The sequence below is a fragment of the Nocardioides sp. Root1257 genome (assembly GCF_001425175.1).
Taxonomy (GTDB): domain Bacteria; phylum Actinomycetota; class Actinomycetes; order Propionibacteriales; family Nocardioidaceae; genus Nocardioides.
In genome coordinates, this window is sequence record NZ_LMDV01000011.1 from 17,076 (window position 1) to 36,560 (window position 19,485).

Genomic DNA, 19,485 nt, shown 5'->3' on the forward strand with positions numbered 1-19,485 from the left:
GATGCGCATCGGCATCGTCCGCGAGGCCAAGCCTGGCGAGACGTTGGTGGGCTCGACCGGCGCCACGGCCGGTCAGCTGCAGAAGCTGGGGTACGACGTGGTCGTCGAGTCCGGTGCGGGCTCCGGGTCGGACCAGCCCGACGCGGCTTACGCCGCGGCCGGCGTCGCTCTCGGCAGTGCCGAGGAGGTGTGGTCGAGCGACGTCGTCGTCAAGGTCAACGCCCCGACCGCCGAGGAGATCGGCCGCCTGCGACCTGGGGCTGTGCTGATCTCGATGATGGCGCCGGCCCGCAGCCCGGAGCTGGTGGAGGCGCTGGTCGCGGCGAAGGTGACCGCGCTGGCGATGGATGCCGTGCCCCGGATCTCGCGGGCGCAGTCGATGGACGTGCTGTCCTCGATGGCCAACGTCGCCGGCTACCGTGCCGTGATCGAGGGCGCGCACTCCTTCGGTCGCCAGTTCACCGGCCAGGTCACCGCGGCGGGCAAGGTGCCGCCGGCCCAGGTCTTCGTGGTCGGAGCCGGGGTCGCCGGCCTGGCCGCGCTCGGCGCCGCCGGCAGCATGGGCGCGATCGTGCGGGCCTTCGACGTCCGCCCCGAGGTGGCCGAGCAGGTCGAGTCGATGGGTGCGCAGTTCGTCACGGTGGACATGGAGTCGGAGGTCTCGACCGACGGCTACGCCAAGGAGATGACCGAGGCCCAGGCCGCAGCCACCGCGGTCATGTACGACGAGGAGGCGCGCGGGGCCGACATCGTCATCACGACCGCGCTGATCCCGGGGCGTCCTGCCCCCAAGCTCATCACCGCCGAAACCATCGCGGGGATGCGGACCGGCTCGGTGATCGTGGACATGGCCGCCGCCAACGGCGGCAACACGGAGCTGACCCTCACCGACGAGGTCGTCGTGACCGGCAACGGCGTCACGATCATCGGCTACACGGACCTCCCGGGCCGGCTGGCGGCGCAGACCTCGCAGCTCTACGGCACCAATGTCGTCAACCTGCTCAAGCTGATGACCCCTGAGAAGGACGGCGTCCTGACACTCGACCTCGAGGACGTCATCGTCCGCGGCATCACCGTCGCCCACGACGGCGGGTCACTGTGGCCGCCGCCGCCCGTCCAGGTCTCTGCGGCAGCGGCTTCGGCGGTCGCCGTACCGGAGCCTGTTGCACCGAAGCCGCCCCCCGACCCACGTAGCAAGGCGTACGCCGGTGCCGGCCTCGCGGTGCTGTTCCTCCTGGCCGCGACGTACTCACCAGCCGACTTCCTGGGCCACTTCACCGTCTTCGTCCTGGCGGTCTTCGTGGGCTACTACGTCATCTCGAACGTCGCGCACGCCCTGCACACACCACTCATGAGTGAGACCAACGCGATCTCCGGGATCATCCTGGTCGGCGGCATCCTGCAGGTCGGCTCCACCAACCCGGCCATCGCGATCATGGCGACCCTCGCCGTCCTCGTCGCGTCCATCAACATCTTCGGCGGGTTCCTGGTGACCCTCCGGATGCTCGAGATGTTCCGGAAGGACTGAGCGACATGTCGGACTTCCTGACCTGGGAACACCTCGACGGCCTGATCCAGGGCCTCTACATCATCGGCGGCGTCCTCTTCATCGGAGCCCTCGCCGGCCTGTCGAAGCACGAGACCGCCAAGTCCGGCAACATCGCCGGCATGACCGGCATGGGCCTGGCCCTGGTGGCCACCCTGCTCAAGGCCTCGCAGAACGCCGAGCTCGACAGCGCCGAGAACCTCCGCGGCGTCGGCGTCACCCTGCTGATCATCCTGCTCGCCATGAGCGCCGGCGGCGCGATCGGCGCCTGGCGGGCCCGCACGGTCGAGATGACCGGCATGCCCGAGCTGGTCGCGATCCTGCACAGCTTCGTCGGCCTGGCCGCCGTCCTGGTCGGCATCAACTCCTTCCTCGACCCCAACGCCCCGCACACCGGACCCGAGGCGACCATCCACGACGTCGAGGTCTTCCTCGGCGTCTTCATCGGAGCGGTCACCCTCACCGGCTCGATCGTGGCCAACCTCAAGCTCAGCGGGCGGATGAAGTCCTCGCCGCTGGTGCTCCCGAAGCGGCACCTGCTCAACCTGCTGGTCCTCCTGGCCTCGCTGGGCCTGCTGTTCTGGTTCATGTCGTACGACGGGTGGACAGATGACGCCATCGCGCTGGTCCCGCTCCTCGCCATGACCGCGCTGGCGCTCTTCCTCGGCTTCCACCTCGTCGCCGCGATCGGCGGCGGCGACATGCCGGTCGTCGTCTCGATGCTCAACAGCTACTCCGGCTGGGCCGCAGCCGCCGCCGGCTTCCTGCTCGACAACGACCTGCTCATCATCACCGGATCCCTGGTCGGCTCCTCCGGTGCGATCCTCAGCTACATCATGTGCAAGGCCATGAACCGCTCCTTCGTCTCCGTCATCGCCGGCGGCTTCGGCTCCGACGGCGCCGTGTCCGGCGAGGCGCGCGACTACGGCGAGCACCGCGAGATCCAGGCCGACGCCGTCGCCGACCTGCTCACCAACGCCTCCTCCGTGGTGATCACCCCCGGCTACGGCATGGCCGTCGCCCAGGCCCAGTACCCCGTCGCCGAGCTCACCGCCAAGCTCCGCGCGCAGGGCGTCACGGTCCGGTTCGGCATCCACCCGGTCGCCGGGCGCCTGCCCGGACATATGAACGTGCTCCTCGCCGAGGCCAAGGTCCCCTACGACATCGTCCTGGAGATGGACGAGATCAACCCCGACCTCTCCGACACCGACGTCGTCCTCGTCATCGGCGCCAACGACACCGTCAACCCCGCCGCCCTCGACGAGCCCGACAGCCCCATCGCCGGCATGCCCGTCCTCGAGGTCTGGAAGGCGCGCGAGGTCATCGTCTTCAAACGCTCCATGGCCACCGGCTACGCCGGCGTGCAGAACCCCCTCTTCTTCAAGGACAACAGCCAGATGCTCTTCGGCGACGCCAAGGACAAGGTGCAGGAGATCATCCGCAACCTGCCGGCTCAGGATCGGCTGCCAGGTGGCGCTTCAGCCGGAACGCGTTAGCGGACGACTCTGGGCGCAGGGTCAAGCGGTGGTCCTTCAGCGTGTGACCACGCAGCTTGTGAGCGATCTGTCGGGAAACGACATCGTCGATGGCAACGGGAGTCGATAGAGTTTCGTACCGTGTGGCGACGTAATCAATTGACCTGACGGTCAAGGAAGCGACTGGCTTCCACAAGGCGATCGCGGTGTACTTCGGCCACGCCACGAAGACCGGTGGGCGTCGCAATAGTGTCGGCGCCGGATCCAAGAGCGACTACTGCGCCAAAGATGTTCGGGTGTGGGCGAAGGCTCAGGGCATCGGCGTTGCGGACCGCGGTCGGATTCCGGGTGACGTCGTGGCGCGGTGGAACACTGCCAACTGATCAGAGTCAGCTCCCTTCGAGGGCGGACGTCGATCCGACACTCTTAACCTGCCTTCAACACCGAGTGTTCTCGTCGAGCGCGAACCCTGCATGGATCTGTGCGTCCGGGTGCATCGGCTCAGCCTGGCTTGTCAATCTCAGCACATGAATCTGGCAAAGTAGTCCGAGAGTTCATTGATGGCATCGAGGGGGAGGACGTGTCCGACGAACTGGTCCGGACGCACGACTACGACTGCGCCCGCTCGTCGATCGATTCCACGGCTTTGAAAGATGTCTAGGGCCGCCGGGGTGAATACCTTTTCATAATCATGCAAGTTGTATGTGCCCTTCTGTGGGAAGAGCACACTCGGCAGATCCGTTGGGTCAACACTGGTGTGGTGTTGCTGAAGAATTGCACGGAGATCAAAGACCGCATCGGGATCAGAACCTGTCGGCGTGAAGCGTCGGATTGGTGAGCGTCTGGGGTTTGGAGTGCATCACAGAGGCCACGCAGTCGTGACGACGGGTCGCGGACGTCGCGATGGTCGGCAAAGGCGCACATCAACAACGGGGCGAATGCTCGTCGCGGTTAGGTCGAACGAGCGAGCCGCTTCCTCAGTCGGAGTCCGAGTGGCACCGACCAAGCTGTTTGCGTTTGTGGTGTCGTCCTTCATTGCAGGTCTTGGCGGCGCCTTGTTGGCGTACCAACAGGGGACTGTCTCGGCATTGTCGTTTTCTGCATTGACGTCACTGAGTCTTCTCGCCGTCGCGTATGTGGCCGGCATTGGCAGAATCGCCGGGGCGGTGATCGCCGGTTTGATGTTTGCGCCAGACGGGCTGTTTGTGTCGTTTCTCGACAAAACCTTCGATATCGGCCAGTACCAGACGATCGTGGCCGGTCTCGCACTCGCTGTAACTGCCATTCAGAATCCAGACGGTGTGGCGAGCGAGGTGGCGGGCGAAAAGGGGATCGCTCCAAGGTTCGCACGCCTCCGCGATCCGTTCCTTCCGAGTCGTTGGATTGGCCCAAGTGAACGGCCAACCGCGACAGCAGACGCTTCTAGCTCGGTCAGTGGCGGGGCTGCACATACCAGATAGCAGCGCCGACAGAACGTGACCTGTCTGCTGGAGATCCCAATATGACGTCCACATGCCACGAGAACACGGGCGACATCGCGACCCGCCGACAAGCGGACCTCATGTGTGGCACGTTCTCCAACTCAACAGCGCACGGACTTTCGGCGGACGTAACGGCGCGGACCCCCGAGCGGTCGAAGATAGTCGTGCCGAGGCACGGGTGGCTGACCTTGACACCGGTGCGGCCGAGAGCGGTACTCCATCTCAGCCTCACGTCGCAGCCGTAGCGGCGGCGTACTCGTCGTCGGTGACGTGGTCGCCCCACGTGGCGTCGTCGTCCTCCCACATGGCGAGGTGCGCCATGAAGTGGTCGGGCAGGGCCCCGTGCCAGTGCTCCTCGCCTGGCGGCGTGTGCACCGTGTCGCCCGGTCGCATCACGATGACCTGGTCGCGTGTGGCGACGATGCCGATGCCCTCGGTCACGTGCAGGGTCTGGCCGAGACTGTGGCTGTGCCAGGCGGTGCGGGCACACGGAGTGAAGCGCACGGTGTTGACGCGCATCCTCGACTCTCCCTCTCCTCGGGCGATGACGTCGAAGTAGACGTTGCCCGTGAAGAGCTCGACGGGTCCTTGTGTAGTGGGCTGCTGGGTCAGGAGTTCCACGTTTCCTCGTTCTGTGGGGTGCTGGTGACGGGTTGGCGAGCGCTCCAGCTGGCGAGCAGGTTGAGAGCGTCGGCCGAAGGTGAGTCGGGCGGGGCGGTGTAGATGTTGATGCGCTGTCCGGGGTCGCCGGGCAGCTCGAACGCCTCGAAGTCCAGCTCGAGGTCGCCGACGAGCGGGTGATGGAACTTCTTGCGACCGGTGCGGTGGTAGCGGACGTCGTGGGAGGCCCAGCGCCGACGGAAGTCCTCACTCCGGGTCGACAGTTCGCCGACGAGCTCGGACAGGTCCTTGTCGTACGGGTCGCGGCCGGCCTCGGCTCGCAGGAACGCAACGCAGTCGTTGAGGGCCTTGTCGTAGTCGACAAAGAACTCGGATGCGACCGGGTCCAAGAACAGGAAGCGGGCGCTGTTGGGGAGCCCCTTGGAGTCGGCCTGCTCGTAGAGAGGGCTGTAGAGCGCTCGCCCCAGATCGTTGGCGGCGAGGATGTCGAAACGGCCGTTGCGCATGTACGCCGGCATCGGCATCTGGTCGAGGATGCGCTGGATCGAGGGACGCACCCGCTTCTTCGCGGCTACCCGCCGCGGGCCGGTGCCCTTGGACGGAGAGCCCAGGATTCGGGCCAGTCGGAAGAGGTGGTCGCGCTCGGCCTCGTCGAGCTGAAGGGCGTGGACCAACCCGTCGAGCACTCCCTCCGACACGCTGCCGACGGTGCCGCGCTCCAGGCGGGTGTAGTACTCGACACTGATCCCGGCGAGCAGCGCCACCTCCTCGCGCCGCAGGCCGGTGACCCGCCGATTCACGCCGTAGACAGGAAGACCTGCTTGCTCAGGGGTGATCTTGGCTCGGCGCGTGGTGAGGAACTCACGGATGTCGTCCTTGGCGGCCATGCTTTCCACGGTACGGCGGTTGCTGACTTGTGGGAGTCCCTGTCAGTACCCCTATCAACGGTGCCTGTTGCGAGCGGTAGAAGAAGCGTTGTCTGGTGCATGTGACGACCTCACCCGACGCATCCACCAACTCGACCGGCCCGGCGCACCCTCGCGCGATCTTGGCCATCATCCTGGTCAGCTATTTCCTGATCCTGCTCGACAACTCGATCATCTTCACCGGGCTGCCGAGCATCGGCGCCGCTTTCAATCTCGGGCCGTCCGGCCTGTCCTGGGTGCAGGACGCCTACACGCTCGTGTTCGGCGGACTGCTCCTCCTCGGCGCGCGCCTGGGAGACCTGCTCGGGCGACGTCGCGTGTTCGTCGCCGGTCTCCTGGTGTTCGTGACGGCGTCGTTCCTCATCGGGGTTGCCCCGGCCGGATGGTGGCTGATCGGCGGACGCGCGCTGCAGGGCATAGGAGCGGCCATCGTCGCGCCGTCGGCCCTCTCGTTGCTGACCGCGAGCTTCCCGGAGGGTGAGCAGCGCTCCCGCGCGGTTGCCTGGTACGCCGCGACGGCGGGCATCGGCGCCAGCCTGGGAATGCTCGTCGGCGGTGCCGCCGCGCAGTGGATCTCCTGGCGGGCGGGCTTCTTCATCAATGTGCCCATCGGGATCGCGATGATCGCCCTCGCACCCCGCTACCTGCCCACCACTCGCCCCCAGCCCGGTCGCTTCGACCTGACCGGTGCGCTGTCGGCGACCACCGGGGTCGGTGCACTCGTCTTCGGGATCCTGGAGTCGGCCGAGCGCGGATGGACCGACCCCGCCGTCGTCGGCGCGCTTGTCGTGGCAGCCGTGGTGCTGACCATCCTGGTCCTCCACGAGCGCAGCGCCGAGCAGCCGATCATGCCGCTGCGCCTCTTCGGCGACCGCCGGCGTTCCGGTGCGTACGCCGCCCGTGCCCTCTACCTCGGGGCCATGATGGGCTTCTTTTTCTTCACCACCCAGCTGATGCAGAGCGTCTTCGGCTTCACGGCCTTCCAGGCGGGCCTCGGGTTCCTCCCGATGACGGTGGTCAACTTCGCCGTCGCCACGGCTTTCCCACGGCTTGCCCGACGCTATGGCGAGGCGCCGCTGCTGGTCGCCGGCGTCGCCCTGACGCTCATCGGGATGGGGTGGCTGGCCCAGGTCGACCCGACCAGCTCCTATTTGGGTGCAGTGGCCCTGCCGATGGTCCTGATCGGAGCCGGCCAGGGGCTGGCATTCGCCCCGCTGACCAACTTCGGGCTGGCCGGCGTTCGTGCCGTCGATGCCGGAGCGGCCAGTGGCTTGGTGAACACCGCCCACCAGCTCGGCATGGCCACCGGGCTCGCGATCCTGGTCGCCGCCTCCGCCAGCGCTGGCAGCCTGTCTGCCGAGGTGGCGACCGCGCTCCTGTGGGGTACCGGACTGCTCGCGCTGTGCCTGCTGGTCGTCGTCAGCGTGATCGTCCCCGCACAGCGGCGGGTGCACCGTGACCAGGAACAGCTCATGGCTGAGGCGGTGGCGCGATGAGCCGCGTCCTCGTGCTCGGTGGCACCGGCAGCATCGGCCGCCTCGTCGTGAGCCGGCTCCGCGAGCTCGATGAGTCCCCGTTAGTCCTGTCCCGTGACCCGGGTCGAGCAAGCAAGGTAGTCGGCGCCGAGGTCCACGTCGTGCGCGGCGACCTCACCGACGCCAGGAGCGTGAGAGAGGCCCTGGTCGATGTCGACATGGTCGTCATGACGCACGGAGCGCCGTACGGCTCCGGCAGCTACGAGGCCATCGACTACGGAGCGGTGCCGACGCTCCTGGAAGCGCTGGACGGCCGTGAGGTGCGGGTGGCTCTGATGAGCTCCATCGGGGTCACCGGCACCGGCGGCAGCTCCCGCGAGATCCTCGACTGGAAGCGCCGCGGCGAGCGACTGCTGCGCGCCAGCGGGCTGCCCTACACCATCGTGCGGCCCGGCTGGTTCGACGCCGGCGCCAGCAACGAGCGTCACGCCGACTTCCGCCAGGGCGACGAGACTGAGTACGGGCATGTCCGCCGAGAAGACGTCGCCGAGGCCCTGGTCCAGGCGCTTCGCACCCCCGTCGCGCTTAGCAGAACCGTCGAGGTCTTCTCCGTCGCAGGTCCTCCGCGAGAGGACTGGGACGCCGCGTACGCCGCGACCTACCCCGACGCTCCCGGATCGCCCGACGGAGCCCACGACCGCCCCGGTCTGCCGCTCGGCAACGAACCGCTCACAGTGCAAGCAGACCTCCGCCGCTGGGCAACGATCCGCTGACCACCGAGTTCGACATCAAGCACGTCAACACCTGAGGAGAACAAGAAGTGCGAGCAACGCTCATCTACGGCGCCGGTGACATCCGCATCGAGGACGTCCCCGACCCCGTCATCAAGGACACCACGGACGCGCTGGTTCGCATCACCACCGCCTGCATCTGCGGCAGCGACCTGCACCCGTACGGCTCCATGTCCGCCGCCGACGGTCCCGCACGCATCGGCCACGAGTTCATCGGCATCGTCGAAGAGACCGGGTCCGACGTGACCACAGTGAAGAAGGGCGACCTCGTCGTCGCGCCGTTCGCCTACTCCGACGGCACCTGCCAGTACTGCCGCGAAGGTCTCCAGACCTCCTGCGTCCACGGCGGCTTCTGGGCCACTGGCGACAACGACGGCGGTCAGGGAGAGGCCGCCCGCATCCCGCTCGCCGACGGCACCCTCGTGAAGCTTCCCGTTGCGCAAGACTCCGCACTGATGCCGTCCCTGTTGACGCTGTCCGACGTGTTCGGCACCGGGTACCACGCGGCTTTGAGGGCCGGCGTACAGCCCGGCGACACCGTCACCGTCATCGGCGACGGCGCCGTCGGTCTGCTCGCCGTGCTCTCCGCGAAGCGGCTCGGTGCTGAACAGGTCATCCTGATGGGCCGCCACCACGCCCGCACCGACCTCGGTCGCGAGTTCGGTGCCACCGACGTCGTCTCCGAGCGCGGCGAGGAAGGGATCGCGAAGGTTCGCGACCTCACCGGCGGCGACGGATCGAAGATCGTGATCGAAGCTGTCGGACACATGCCGGCATACCAGCAGGCGTACGGCATCGTCCGCGCCGGCGGCGTTATCAGCCGCGTGGGTGTGCCGCAGTACGAGGAGGCGCCCATCGGCTTCGGCAGTCTCTTCGGTGGCAACATCACCCTCACCGGTGGACCCGCCCCCGCCCGTGCGTACGTCGAGGAGCTGATGCCCGACATCCTCGACGGCAAGATCGAGCCCGGGAAGGTCTTCGACCAGACCGTCGACCTCGACGGGGTCGCGGGCGGCTACCAGGCCATGGCTGACCGCACGGCACTCAAGGTCCTCGTCCAGCCGTGACAACAGACGACCGCGCCGAAGTGCTCGCGTGTTACCAAGACCAGGCGGATGCCATGGTCAGCGGTGACACGCGAGCACTCGACGCATTGCTGTCCGACGAATTCACCCTCACTCACATGACTGGTTACGAGCAGCCGAAGTCCGAGTGGCTGGCCGAGATGCGTAGTGGCCAGTTCGTCTACCACCGGATAGTGGATCAAGATGTCGCGGTTGATGTGACTGAGGGTGAGACGGTGCTGCGGGCGCGAACTCTGACCGACGCCACGGTCTATGGCACCCGAGCCAACTGGCGCCTCGTACTGACGCAGACCTACATCCGCACCGACGACGGTTCCTGGGTCGTCGCTCGATCCGTCGCGACGACGTGGTGATCGCGATGAATCCTTCGCGACGCGTACTGGGTGCATGGTCGCGAGGAGGCGTCCGCCGACGCAGCAGCACCCGCACGATGACGACATGTCAGGCTCGCTCCGCAAGCCGCTCGGCCCACCAACCGGTTCAACGCGTTGTGGATGCGGTGAACCATGACCTGGTGGTCAGGCCGATGGTGTTCTTCGAGGTCCGTAGGCAATCGGGCGAAGGGATATCCGTGGTGCCGGACCGGTTGTGGTCGGTGCCGTGGCCAATGTGCTTCGCCCGGTGCAGGTGCTGGGTACGTCTTCGGCCTCGACGAGCAGGACGTCGAACCGGCTCGAAGCTGGTGAGGCTCGTCGTAGCGTCCAGCTCACCCGCGCCCCTCATCGACCACCGCGCGACCTGGTGTCAGCGCATGAAACCGGTGAGGTAGCCGGTGAGCTCGTCGACGTCGTCCAACGGCAAGACGTGGCCGACGTACTGGTCGGGGCGTACGACGACGAGTGCTCCGGATCGGCGATCGACGCCACGCGTGTCGAAAATGTCCTCAGTGGCGGGGGTGAAGACCTTCTCGTAGTCGCGAAGGCCATACCTACCCTTGGTCGGGAGCAGCACCGAAGGCAGGTCGGTCGGGTCGACGGCTGTGTGGTGTTGCTGGAGGACGGCTCGGAGATCGAAGACCGCATCCGGGTCTGCATCGGGCGGCGTGAAGCGGTGAATGGGTGACCGCTCGGCGTCAGCCAGTGCGTCGCACAGCGCACGCAACCGTGATGACGGGTCAGCTACGTCGCGCTGGTCCGCAAAGGCGTACAGCCGCCACCGTCCATCAGCTTCGTGAACGTGGCCGAGGTGCATCGGTCGGGTGTCCGCGAGTCGTACGACCGGAGCGGAATGGAACCTGCTCCCGATGGGGTACCCGGCGGCGAGGTGCTGCCAGGTGTTGGGGCCGGTGAGGGCGCCGGGCGCGTACTGGGTAGCAACTCCGGCGGTGTATCGGCCCTGGTGTGCAAACTGTTCTTTCAGGGTTGGTGTGTCCGCGGCGCTGGTGTCGGTGGCGCGGGCGCTCATGGTGGTGGCGAAGTGCCGGTCGAAGTCGATGAGTTCTTGGGCGACCGCATGCCGTTCGGTGCTGTAGGTGTGCAGCAGTTCAGGGTCGCTGCGTTCTTCGAGGACTGCGGCGAGTTTCCAACCGAGGTTGTAAGCGTCTTGCATGGAGACATTCATGCCCTGGCCGGCTTTTGGGCTGTGTGTGTGGCACGCGTCGCCGGCCACGAACACTCGGGGCGTGGCGCCGATTCCGTCCTTGACGTTGTCGAACTTGTCGCTCAGGCGTTGGCCGACCTCGTACACCGACCACCACGCGACCTCCTTCACGTCGATGACAAACGGGTGAAGGATCCGGCGCGCTGCGTCGATGACGTCGCTCGAGGTAACGTGTCGGTTCCGGACCCGTTCCCCAGGTGCGAGCTTGTCGAGTTCGACGTACATCCGGAACAGGTACCCGCCTTCGCGGGGAATGACCATCAGGGTCCCGGCGTCCGACTTGATGAGTGCCTTGCGTCTGATGTCGGGGAAATCGGTGACGGCGAGGACGTCAATCACGCCCCACGCATGATTGGCGGCAGTGCCGTGCAGGGCGCGGCCGATGTGTTGGCGGACGACGCTGCGAGCACCGTCGCAGCCGACGACGTACCTGGCAGCGACCGTTTGCTCTCTGGCCGGGGCCTCGTCCTCGGTTGAGCGCAGCGACACGGTCACCGGATACTCGCGGCTCTCGGCGATGGACAGACCGGTCACCTCGAGTCCGTAGTCCGGTTCCAGACGACTGGGTGAGTTCTTCATCGACTCGAGCAGCATGTCCTGGACGCGGGCTTGGTTGAGGATGACGTGCGGGAACTCGGAGAGCCCGTCCTCGACGTCTTGGATGCGGCCGGTGCGCACCACGTTGCCCGGAGAGTTGGGGTCGGGTCCCCAAAACACGGTTTCGGAGATCCAGCAGGACTCACGCAGCAGGCGCTCACTGAGTCCGAACGCGTCGAGCATCTCTACCGTTTGGCACGCGATGCCGTCGGCCTGTCCAAGCTGGAGGGGTCCGTCGCGTCGTTCGACGATGCGGGTGCTGATGTGGGGGAACTTGGCGAGCTGGGCAGCGAGGACGAGCCCTGCCGGTCCGGTTCCGACGATGAGCACATCGACCTCGTCCGGCAGCGGCCCTAGGTCCGCACGAGCCGGGTCGGCGGCTGCGACGTCGGGGTCACCGGGCCGGAAGCCGTTGAGGTGTTGCTGCACAGTCGTGTCTCCGTTCGTGAGCATCGCGGGATGCTCGGTTCTTTGTTGGCGGGTGCGGCTCGTCGTAGCAAGTGCGACGGCGAAGGGACGGCTGCTGTCCTGCCCGGCGCCCACCGGGCTCCCCGTGGGGTCAGAAGGGGTAGCGCTCGATGTCGGCCTGCATCGTGACCCACTGGGTCTCGGTGAAGGTGTCTAGGTTCGCGCTCGGGCCGCCGAACCGGCCACCGACGCCGGAGGCTTTGGTGCCACCGAACGGAATGGAGGCTTCGTCGTCGACGGTCTGGTCGTTGATGTGGACCGCGCCGGACTCGATGCGTCCGGCGAGCTCGAAGGCCCGGTAGGCATCGCCTGCGAGGATGCCGACCGAAAGGCCGTACTCGGAGGCGTTGATGATGTCGATGGCCTCGTCGAGGGTCTCGTAGACCATGACCGGTGCGACCGGGCCGAAGATCTCCTCAGCCCAGGCCGGGGTGTCCAGGGTCAGGTTGGTGATGACGGTCGGCTGGTAGAATAGATCCGTGTAGGCGCCGCCGGCAGTCACGGTGGCGCCGCCCTCGACGGACGCCGTCACCAGGGCGTGGACCCGGTCGCGCTGATGGGCGTCGATGATGGGCCCCAACGGGATGTTCGGGTCGGTGGGGTCCCCGACCGGGATGTGCTTGGCCTTTTCGCTCAGCGCAGCGATGTACTCCTCCGCGATCGAGGAGTGCACCAGGTGCCGACCGGTGGTCATGCAGATCTGGCCTTGGTGGAGGAAACTGCCCCACGCGCCAGCGGACGCGGCGGCCTGGACGTCGGCGTCAGGCATGACGAGCAGGGCGTTGTTGCCACCGAGCTCGAGGTGCACCTTCTTCAGCAGCGGACCGGCGGCCTCACCGATCTTGCGGCCGGCCGCGGTGGACCCGGTGAACGACAGGCACGGGATGCCCGGGTGGGCCACGATCGCCGCCCCGAGGTCACCGCCGCCGGGGAGCACGTGCAGTACTCCTGCGGGCAGGCCGGCTTCCTCGAAGAGGGCGGCGATGGCCATGCCGCCGCTGATGGAGGTCCGCGGGTCGGGCTTGAGGATGACCGCGTTCCCCAGCGCCAACGCCGGGGCAACGGAACGCATCGAGAGGATGCCGGGGAAGTTGAACGGGGAGATGACCCCGACGACACCGACGGGGACGCGACGGGCGATGGACAGGCGCGGCTTGCTGGAGCGCAGCATCTCGCCGTACGGATGGGACGCGAGTGCTGCGGACTCCTGGAGCTCGGTCGTCATCAGGCCGACCTCGAAGCCGGCCTTGCCCTGACCCGACCCGGCCTCTTCGACCAGCCACCCGGCGATACGGCCCGGGTCGGCCTCGAGGAGCTGAGCGGCCTTGAGCAGCACCGCAACGCGGGCGCTGTACGGCAGCGCCGCCCACTCCCGCTGCGCGGTTCGGGCCTGTTCGACAGCACGGTCCAGGTCTTCGGTGGTGGCCTTCCCGACGCTGCCGATGGTCTTCCCGGTGGCCGGGGCGGTCACGGTCAGCGTCTCAGCCGCGGCCCGGAAGGTGCCGTCGAAGATGGCTCCGTCCCACGTCTGCTGCACCGCGGTCGAGTCGGGGCTGGCGGGGGCGGTGTTCGGGTCGGCGGTGGTGGTCATGAGGTTGCTCCTTCGTTGCTGCGCTGCGAGTTGGCTGCGACGGCCTTGTCCAGGACGTCCTGGTCCGCCCAACTGCCGTGGAAGCCGAACGGCACCCGGACCGGGAGCTTCACCCGGGCCAGCGGGGTGGCCTCCCATGCCTCGGCGTGGTGGATGAGGAGCTCGGACAGGCCGGTGGCGGGGTTCCACCACAACGACAGCAGGTACCCGTCGTTCTCCTCGGTCGCGCCGCGGCGCTGCACGAAGACCGGTTCGCTGGGATTGGTGAGCCCGTCGGGGCCCTCGAGGACGATGGTCTGCCCGGTGGTGTGGTCGTGGCGCGCCATGCCGTCGGTCATGGTGACCGGGCTCAGGTCGCGGGTGGTGGCGAAGTAGCCCCACCGGTTCTCGCGGCCGAGCCAGTCGTCGTTGATCTTGGGGAACTCGCCGGCGACACCGGAGAGCATCGTGTTCGTCGCCTTCTTCGTGGTCGGGTCCAGCTCGAAGCGCCACGCCATCGCGGGCGGGAACCAGGTGTGGGAGCTGACCGGGTTGTCCGGGTCGTCGGCGGGGTTCCCGAGGCGGTTGATGATGTGGACGTCGACGGTGATGCCGGTCAGGGTCTCGAACGCGTTGAAGAAGTGCGTCGGGGCGACCATCAGCCCGGTGTCGTACCAGGTGACGTCCTTGGTCCGGCGGTCCAGGACCGCGAACCGAGCGCCGTCCGGGACGGCGGCTTCGTCCCACAGGACGCCGGCGCGGCCCTGCATGATCATGTCGAGGCGGAACTGGGTCGGGGAGACCAGGAAGATGGCGTAGTTCTCGGACACGATGTAGTCGTGGACCATCGCGGGGCAGCCCATGTCGATGGTGTGGCTGTCGACGACCTTGCCGGTCTTCACGTCCGCGCGGTACCAGGTCAGGTGCGGTCCGACGGCGGCGAAGAACAGCATGTCGCCGGTGGCGGGGTCGATCTTGTAGTGCGCGGTGCACAGGATGTCGATGCCGCCGTTGAAGTCGTAGGACCCGTAGGTCTCCAGGGACTCGGGGTGCATCGAGGTCGGCAGCCCGCCCTCGAAGTACACCAGCAGGTGGTCGTCGAAGATGCCGACGTTGGTGTTGGCGACGTTCTTGGCCGGCGGGCCCCCGACGGGCGGCGGGTGCGGTGCGGACCCGTTGACGAACCCGGAGTACACGGCCTGGCCCTGTTCGACCTCGAACTTCATCGAGTCGGTCTCGACCCACTTCATCGCGAACTTCCCGCGCCCCTCGCGCAGGTAGACCCCCGCGACAGCGCCGTCGCCCTCCCACCAGTGATACCGCTCGAGGTCGAGGGGCTCGAACCTTGGGTTGGAGCTGATGCGGAACAGGGCACCGGCCAGGTCGTCGGGGATCTGGCCAGAGATGACCTCGAGGTCGTACTCGCTGGACTCACCGCGCCACGGCGCGAACGGCCCGTTGAGGAACTTGTTGTCGGTGTCCCACGCCGGCGGAGTGGCGGGCGCCTGGGTGGGGCGGCGGACGAGTGCGGTCGGCGGGCCGACAGAGAGGTCACGCATGAGCTGTCCTTGCTGTAGCGATGGGTGAGTCGGACGGATGGTGCCGGTCCAGGCCAGCCCTGGCATCGGCGGCGGCATCTGTAGCGGTGCCGGCGGCGAGGCGCGGGAAGAGCCGTTCGGCGTTGCCGCGGTCCACGGCGTGCCGCAGGTCGGGGTCGACGTCGAACTGCTCCCACGAGCGGGCCGCGCCGACGACGACCGGCTGCGGCGGGAACGGGAAGTCACTGCCGAACAGGACCCGGTCCGGAGTGGCGAGCGCGAACAGCGACGGCAGCGCCGTTGGGCTCGACAACGCGATGTCGAAGTAGAACCGCCCCAGCCGCTCCCGGCCCAGGTTCGGGTCCCCGGCACCGGCGAACGGCGCCATCCGGCCTGCGGCGTACGGCATGAACCCACCGGCGTGGGACAAGATCATTCGGACCTCCGGGCAACGCTCGAGCGTCCCCGACTGAGCGATGTTCAGGGCGGCACGGGTGGTGTCGAGGAGGAAGTCGACCGCGAACGGCGGGATACCGTCGACCGGCGCCGCGGGCAGTTCGGATGGGTGAACCAGAACAGTCGTCCGGCGGCGGTTCAGCTCGTCGAACAGGGCGTCGAAAGCCGGGTCGCCGAGGTAGCGGCCATAGATGTTCGTCGGGAGGATGACGCCGTCCGCGCCCAGGACGTCCAGAGCGTGGGCGAGCTCGTCGAGGGCGCCGTCGACGTCGGGCAGCGTCAGGGTGGCGAAGAACCCGAACCGGTCCGGGCGGTCCTTGACGGTCTCGGCGGAGAAGTCGTTGACTCGCCGCGCCCACTCGCGTGCGTAGGGAGAGGGCCGCGCGCTGTCACCGGACAGGTGCACCCCGGGGGTGGACAAGGACACGATGCCGACCTCGGTGTGCAGCTCGTCCATGCTCGCGACGGCGGCCTGGGCGCTCCAGGCGGGCGGTGCCATGCCGCCGGCGTCGACGCCTTCGGCCAGGAGCCACTCGCGGTACCCGGGTGGGACGATGTGCTGGTGGGTGTCGATACGTGAGACCACGCGTGAAGTCACTGTCCGTCTCGTCGGGTCACGCCGGCCCGGCCATGCCGAGGTCCTGGAGCAGGCCGGGGTCGAAGTACGGCTGGATGCTCGCGAACGCGTCGTCACGCAGGGTGAAGACGTCGGCGAGCGAGAAGTGGCGACCATCAGGCAGCGCGAAGTCGAGGAACAGAACGGCGGTGTCACCGTCGATGACCTGAGACTCACGGGTGATCGTGAACGCCGTGAACAGTTGGGAGACCTGTGCGAGCATCGCCCGGACCGCTTCCTCACCCTCGAACGGGCCCATCCGGGGACCGACGAACGACACGTCAGCGGTCAACGGGATCTCGGCGACCGACTGGTTGCTGAGACCCTTGTAGTAGGTATCGAGGAGGGCCTCGACCGTGTGACGTTCCATTGCGACCTCCGCTGTGTGCGCTCGGTTACTGTGACCAGCGTCTCGTCGGAACTATGACCGTCGACACGCGCTGGATCTTGGGAGCGGCTCCCAAAAATTTCCGACTCGTTGACGTCCGGCGACAACGTCAGGCGTCAGAGCACCCGAGAACCGTGCGCGATGCGTCGCCGAAGATGGAGGACCCGTGACCTCAACCTGGATCCCCGGGCTGAGACCTGACCCGGACCAGCCCGTTTCGCAGCGCGTCAGCCCGCCCGAGCTTGTCGAGCTCGCAAAGCGCGAGATCGGCGAGCCGGCGACCTGGTGGGCGTCTCAGACCGCGCAGCGGATCGTCACCGAAGTCACCACCCGTTTCCGCGAGAACGACTCTCCGGCGATGGTGACCGGCTCGGAACGCGAGGGATGCGAGGCGAGCCTGCTCACGGTGCTCATCGGACTTCACCAGGGGGTTCCCTCGGTCTCGCGCTCCGGCAGCGCAACCGAGAGCGTGCACCAGTCGGTGCACCGCGGAGTCGCGATCAACACGGTCCTGCAAACAGTGTGGGCCTGCCACGCGATGGCCCAGGACGCGCTCCTGGCCGAGGTCGAGAAGGTCGTGCCCGAGAGCCGTCTGGTCGACGAGGTGCGGCAGTTGAACCGGGCGATGAACGGCTACATCACCTCCTACGCCGGCGAGCTCATCCGTGAGTACGAGGAGGAGCTGGCGCTGTGGAAGGGACGCGTGCCGGCCGAACAGCTGCGCATCTTCACCCAGCTGGTCGCCGGCGTGGACCCGGGGAACAGCGCCGAGGAGATCCTCGGTGTGCGCCTGACGGACGCCCACCTGATCGCCTCGGTCTGGAGCCGGGGAGCCGGCCACATCCCGGACAAGGACGGTGCCGTCGCATCGTTCGCCCATGCCGCGGGCGAGACCTTGGGGGCCGTCCGGACGTTGGTGTTGCCGCAGGACGATGTGACGGAGGTGTGGTGGTCGTGGAAGTCGACACCACCGTCCGACTACTCGGATCGGGTGCGCCAGGCAACACGACCGGTGTGGATGAACGTGGCGCTGGGCGTCCCCGACCGGGGCGTTCGCGGAGTGCGCGCCAGTCATCGTGCTTGCCTGCAGGCCGCGAGGGTCGGTCGTGACAGTGAGGTCGACACGTTCTGGCCCTTCGACGACGTGCGCGTCGTCGCGCTGCTGTCAACGGATCCAGAGGCGGCGAGGACGTTCACCCAAACCGAGCTAGCGGGACTGTCGGGATCGGACGCGAAGTCTGTCACCCTACGAGAGACGCTGCGGGCCTGGTTGCAGAACGGCGGCAGCAGGACAGCAACCGCGGAGCGGCTCTTCATCGCCGTGAACACGGTCTCGTACCGGGTCGCGAAGGCGGGGGAACTGCTCGGGCGACCCGTTGGCGACCGAGGGGTCGAGACGCTGCTCGCACTCGAGCTGGCGTACTACTTTCCCGACTTCCTCGACTGAGGATTCGAACACCGGCACGCGGAAGTCGGTCGGAAGAAGCTACCCGAGTCGGGCCTCGCTCCTTGACGCTTCGGGCAGCTCGATCGTGGTCGAGCGCAGAACCAGACCAACGGCGCCTAGCGCGACGGCCCGGTCCCCGAGCTCTCCGACGACGACCTCGACGTCCGCAGCCGCCGAGGCAATGGCGTTTCGTTCGAGCACCTCTCGCAACGGCTGGATCAGGTACGTGCCCGCAGCCGCCAGCTCTCCGCCGACGACGATTCGTGCCGGGTTGAGTACGTTGCAGAACATCGCCATGGCTGAGCCGATGGCCCGCCCTGCGTCCCCGATCACACGACGGCTACCGACATCGCCCGACAAGGCCCACTCGATCACCTGCTCGAGGCTCGGCGTCCGTTCCCGGGTCTCGGAGAACGCCTGCACCAGGGCGTGCGAGCCGGCCACCGTCTCCAGGCACCCACGGTTGCCGCAGCGACACAACTGACCATGAGCATTCACCTGGGTGTGCCCGATCTCGCCGGCTGTGCCCCCAGTGCCGCGGTACGGGCTCCCGGACACGATCAGACCTGCTCCGATGCCGGTCGCGACCTTCAAGAAGACCATGTCCTGACAACCGCGCCCGGCGCCCCACATCCACTCGGCCAGGGCGCCCAGGTTCGCGTCGTTGTCGACCATCACCGGTACCTGCAGCTCGGCGCTCACCAACTCAGCGACGCCAACACCCACCCACCCGGGGAGAATGGAGGAGTCGCCGACCTCGCCGTTCGGCTCACGGATCGGCCCCGGCAGGCCGAGTCCGACACCGAGCAGCTCCGACCTGTCCGCGCCGACCTCCTCGAGCAGGTCGCTGACCGTGGCTCCGACAAGGGCGGCGCCTTCGTCGGCCGGGAGGTCAGGTTGCACCGGCCGACGCGACTCAGAGATCACCGCGTGCGAGAGACCCGCCAGCACGACATGTAAGTGCTGCTTGCCGATCTCCACGCCGCCGACCAACCCCGCGCGACGGTTCAACGACAGCAGCATGGATGGCCTGCCCATCGTGAGCCCGGACGGCGCGACCGCCACCTCATCAACCAGTCCCTGGGACTGCAAGGTGCTCACAGCGGCAGAGACGGTGGAGAACGCCAACTCCGTCGAGCGCGCGATTTCGGCGCGTGACGCGGTCCCCACTTCCGCCAGGACTCTGACGACACGCGCCCGCGCATCGAGCCTGCCGGATCCGTTCACGCGCGCCTACCTCTCTGTGGCTAGCCGAACTTTAGCGCTGCCAGGTACGCAAGCCCACATGTGCTCTGATCTCGAAGCGGGACAGTCCCTTGACGACGTTCTCGCCTACACACATACTTCGGCACCAGAGCATGTGGCGTCCATCACGCGCTCATTTCAGCGGGGTTCACCCGGACCCT

At 67.4% G+C, this 19,485-nt stretch carries 18 protein-coding genes; 9 read left to right on the top strand and 9 right to left on the bottom strand.

The window, feature by feature from the left end; genetic code table 11:
• The first annotated feature begins 1 nt into the window (after position 1).
• From ASC77_RS20630 to ASC77_RS27880, 3 genes are all read left to right on the top strand, one after another.
• A complete protein-coding gene (locus ASC77_RS20630; RefSeq protein ID WP_056157312.1) occupies positions 2 to 1,528 on the top strand; it encodes a Re/Si-specific NAD(P)(+) transhydrogenase subunit alpha in 1,527 nt (508 codons plus the stop codon).
• A 5-nt stretch (positions 1,529 to 1,533) separates the two neighbouring features.
• A complete protein-coding gene (pntB, locus tag ASC77_RS20635; protein ID WP_056157313.1) occupies positions 1,534 to 3,042 on the top strand; it encodes a Re/Si-specific NAD(P)(+) transhydrogenase subunit beta in 1,509 nt (502 codons plus the stop codon).
• A 143-nt stretch (positions 3,043 to 3,185) separates the two neighbouring features.
• Positions 3,186 to 3,404: a histone-like nucleoid-structuring protein Lsr2 gene (locus ASC77_RS27880; RefSeq protein ID WP_414813204.1), complete on the top strand. Its 219-nt coding sequence runs from the start codon at positions 3,186 to 3,188 to the stop codon at positions 3,402 to 3,404.
• Positions 3,405 to 3,541: 137 nt separating this feature from the next.
• On the opposite strand, the gene ASC77_RS27885 is transcribed toward ASC77_RS27880, so the two are convergent.
• On the bottom strand, positions 3,542 to 3,853 hold the full coding sequence (locus ASC77_RS27885; protein ID WP_082575119.1) for a hypothetical protein: 312 nt from the start codon (positions 3,851 to 3,853) through the stop codon (positions 3,542 to 3,544).
• A 46-nt stretch (positions 3,854 to 3,899) separates the two neighbouring features.
• On the opposite strand from ASC77_RS27885, the gene ASC77_RS26310 reads away from it, so the two are divergent.
• On the top strand, positions 3,900 to 4,481 hold the full coding sequence (locus ASC77_RS26310) for a branched-chain amino acid ABC transporter permease (protein WP_268788438.1): 582 nt from the start codon (positions 3,900 to 3,902) through the stop codon (positions 4,479 to 4,481).
• A gap of 249 nt (positions 4,482 to 4,730) precedes the next feature.
• Here the strand turns inward: ASC77_RS26310 and ASC77_RS20640 are convergent, their stop codons facing one another.
• Together ASC77_RS20640 and ASC77_RS20645 are read right to left on the bottom strand one after the other, a co-directional pair.
• A complete protein-coding gene (locus tag ASC77_RS20640; RefSeq protein WP_056157315.1) occupies positions 4,731 to 5,123 on the bottom strand; it encodes a cupin domain-containing protein in 393 nt (130 codons plus the stop codon).
• Positions 5,111 to 6,010 (bottom strand): helix-turn-helix transcriptional regulator, encoded by a 900-nt coding sequence (locus tag ASC77_RS20645; RefSeq protein ID WP_056157317.1) that lies wholly within the window; start codon positions 6,008 to 6,010, stop codon positions 5,111 to 5,113. The genes ASC77_RS20640 and ASC77_RS20645 overlap by 13 nt, the downstream gene beginning before the upstream one ends.
• 161 nt (positions 6,011 to 6,171) lie before the next feature.
• Between ASC77_RS20645 and ASC77_RS20650 the strand changes: the two genes are divergently transcribed.
• From ASC77_RS20650 to ASC77_RS20665, 4 genes are read left to right on the top strand one after another with little or no spacing between them, the layout of a single operon-like run.
• A complete protein-coding gene (locus ASC77_RS20650) occupies positions 6,172 to 7,545 on the top strand; it encodes an MFS transporter (RefSeq protein WP_200945074.1) in 1,374 nt (457 codons plus the stop codon).
• Positions 7,542 to 8,297: an SDR family oxidoreductase gene (locus tag ASC77_RS20655; RefSeq protein WP_056157320.1), complete on the top strand. Its 756-nt coding sequence runs from the start codon at positions 7,542 to 7,544 to the stop codon at positions 8,295 to 8,297. The genes ASC77_RS20650 and ASC77_RS20655 overlap by 4 nt, the downstream gene beginning before the upstream one ends.
• 47 nt (positions 8,298 to 8,344) lie before the next feature.
• Entirely contained in the window at positions 8,345 to 9,382 is a 1,038-nt protein-coding gene (locus ASC77_RS20660) for a zinc-dependent alcohol dehydrogenase family protein (RefSeq protein WP_056157322.1), read from the top strand.
• Complete coding sequence (locus ASC77_RS20665) at positions 9,379 to 9,753, top strand: nuclear transport factor 2 family protein (protein ID WP_156391207.1); 375 nt, start codon at positions 9,379 to 9,381, stop codon at positions 9,751 to 9,753. The genes ASC77_RS20660 and ASC77_RS20665 overlap by 4 nt, the downstream gene beginning before the upstream one ends.
• A gap of 391 nt (positions 9,754 to 10,144) precedes the next feature.
• Here ASC77_RS20665 and ASC77_RS20670 read toward each other — a convergent pair whose 3' ends face one another.
• From ASC77_RS20670 to ASC77_RS20690, 5 genes are all read right to left on the bottom strand, one after another.
• On the bottom strand, positions 10,145 to 12,049 hold the full coding sequence (locus tag ASC77_RS20670; RefSeq protein ID WP_235547854.1) for an FAD-dependent monooxygenase: 1,905 nt from the start codon (positions 12,047 to 12,049) through the stop codon (positions 10,145 to 10,147).
• Between the two features lie 106 nt (positions 12,050 to 12,155).
• Positions 12,156 to 13,655 carry an aldehyde dehydrogenase family protein gene (locus tag ASC77_RS20675; RefSeq protein ID WP_082575121.1) on the bottom strand — a complete coding sequence of 500 codons (1,500 nt, stop codon included), beginning with the start codon at positions 13,653 to 13,655 and terminating at the stop codon, positions 12,156 to 12,158.
• Entirely contained in the window at positions 13,652 to 15,193 is a 1,542-nt protein-coding gene (locus ASC77_RS20680) for a carotenoid oxygenase family protein (RefSeq protein WP_082575122.1), read from the bottom strand. The genes ASC77_RS20675 and ASC77_RS20680 overlap by 4 nt, the downstream gene beginning before the upstream one ends.
• Positions 15,186 to 16,214: an amidohydrolase family protein gene (locus tag ASC77_RS20685; protein WP_235547856.1), complete on the bottom strand. Its 1,029-nt coding sequence runs from the start codon at positions 16,212 to 16,214 to the stop codon at positions 15,186 to 15,188. Before ASC77_RS20685 ends, ASC77_RS20680 begins: the two co-directional genes overlap by 8 nt.
• 28 nt (positions 16,215 to 16,242) lie before the next feature.
• Positions 16,243 to 16,614 (bottom strand): nuclear transport factor 2 family protein, encoded by a 372-nt coding sequence (locus ASC77_RS20690; RefSeq protein ID WP_056157325.1) that lies wholly within the window; start codon positions 16,612 to 16,614, stop codon positions 16,243 to 16,245.
• Between the two features lie 184 nt (positions 16,615 to 16,798).
• On the opposite strand from ASC77_RS20690, the gene ASC77_RS20695 reads away from it, so the two are divergent.
• The gene (locus ASC77_RS20695; protein WP_056157327.1) at positions 16,799 to 18,079 is read left to right on the top strand and encodes a PucR family transcriptional regulator; all 1,281 of its coding nucleotides are present in this window, start codon (positions 16,799 to 16,801) and stop codon (positions 18,077 to 18,079) included.
• Positions 18,080 to 18,118: 39 nt separating this feature from the next.
• On the opposite strand, the gene ASC77_RS20700 is transcribed toward ASC77_RS20695, so the two are convergent.
• Positions 18,119 to 19,306: an ROK family transcriptional regulator gene (locus tag ASC77_RS20700; RefSeq protein ID WP_162249843.1), complete on the bottom strand. Its 1,188-nt coding sequence runs from the start codon at positions 19,304 to 19,306 to the stop codon at positions 18,119 to 18,121.
• Positions 19,307 to 19,485 lie beyond the last annotated feature (179 nt).

What these genes read in the sequence shown, in the direction of transcription:
- ASC77_RS20630 (WP_056157312.1), top strand. Translation starts at nt 2, where the DNA reads ATGCGCATCGGCATCGTCCGCGAGGCCAAGCCTGGCGAGACGTTGGTG.
- pntB (WP_056157313.1), top strand. Translation starts at nt 1,534, where the DNA reads ATGTCGGACTTCCTGACCTGGGAACACCTCGACGGCCTGATCCAGGGC.
- ASC77_RS20645 (WP_056157317.1), bottom strand. Translation starts at nt 6,010, where the DNA reads ATGGCCGCCAAGGACGACATCCGTGAGTTCCTCACCACGCGCCGAGCC.
- ASC77_RS20655 (WP_056157320.1), top strand. Translation starts at nt 7,542, where the DNA reads ATGAGCCGCGTCCTCGTGCTCGGTGGCACCGGCAGCATCGGCCGCCTC.
- ASC77_RS20670 (WP_235547854.1), bottom strand. Translation starts at nt 12,049, where the DNA reads ATGCTCACGAACGGAGACACGACTGTGCAGCAACACCTCAACGGCTTC.
- ASC77_RS20675 (WP_082575121.1), bottom strand. Translation starts at nt 13,655, where the DNA reads ATGACCACCACCGCCGACCCGAACACCGCCCCCGCCAGCCCCGACTCG.
- ASC77_RS20680 (WP_082575122.1), bottom strand. Translation starts at nt 15,193, where the DNA reads ATGCGTGACCTCTCTGTCGGCCCGCCGACCGCACTCGTCCGCCGCCCC.
- ASC77_RS20690 (WP_056157325.1), bottom strand. Translation starts at nt 16,614, where the DNA reads ATGGAACGTCACACGGTCGAGGCCCTCCTCGATACCTACTACAAGGGT.